Source organism: Dialister sp. UBA1703 (assembly GCA_002320515.1).
Taxonomy (GTDB): Bacteria; Bacillota; Negativicutes; order Veillonellales; family Dialisteraceae; genus Dialister.
Genome location: DCJJ01000108.1, coordinates 1 through 355 on the forward strand (window position 1 = coordinate 1; position 355 = coordinate 355).

A 355-nucleotide genomic window follows, 5' to 3' on the forward strand; every position below is an offset into this window, starting at 1 on the left:
ATTGGATAAAAATTCATATGAAATTCGATTCTGCGAATGAATCAGTGCTTCCCTAGTACCTCTGCTCGAAATGACGGGGCGATAATGGCGATAATGGCACCAATGCAAATCCTGCAACGCTGACTTTATACTCATCGACCGACAGGGCGATACCACCACCCTCAGCGGCACAGCCGCTGCCATCCCCTGAGCGCCAGCGATGCACAGCGAACACATTTTATAGGAGCGATAGCGACGCATAAAATGTAGTGAGCCGTTTCCCCTCTGGGGACACAACCTTTCTACACAACCTTCGGGGCCAAAGGCCCCGTCAACCTTCCCTTTTGAACCCTCTAAGGAAGCGCTGATTAAATCA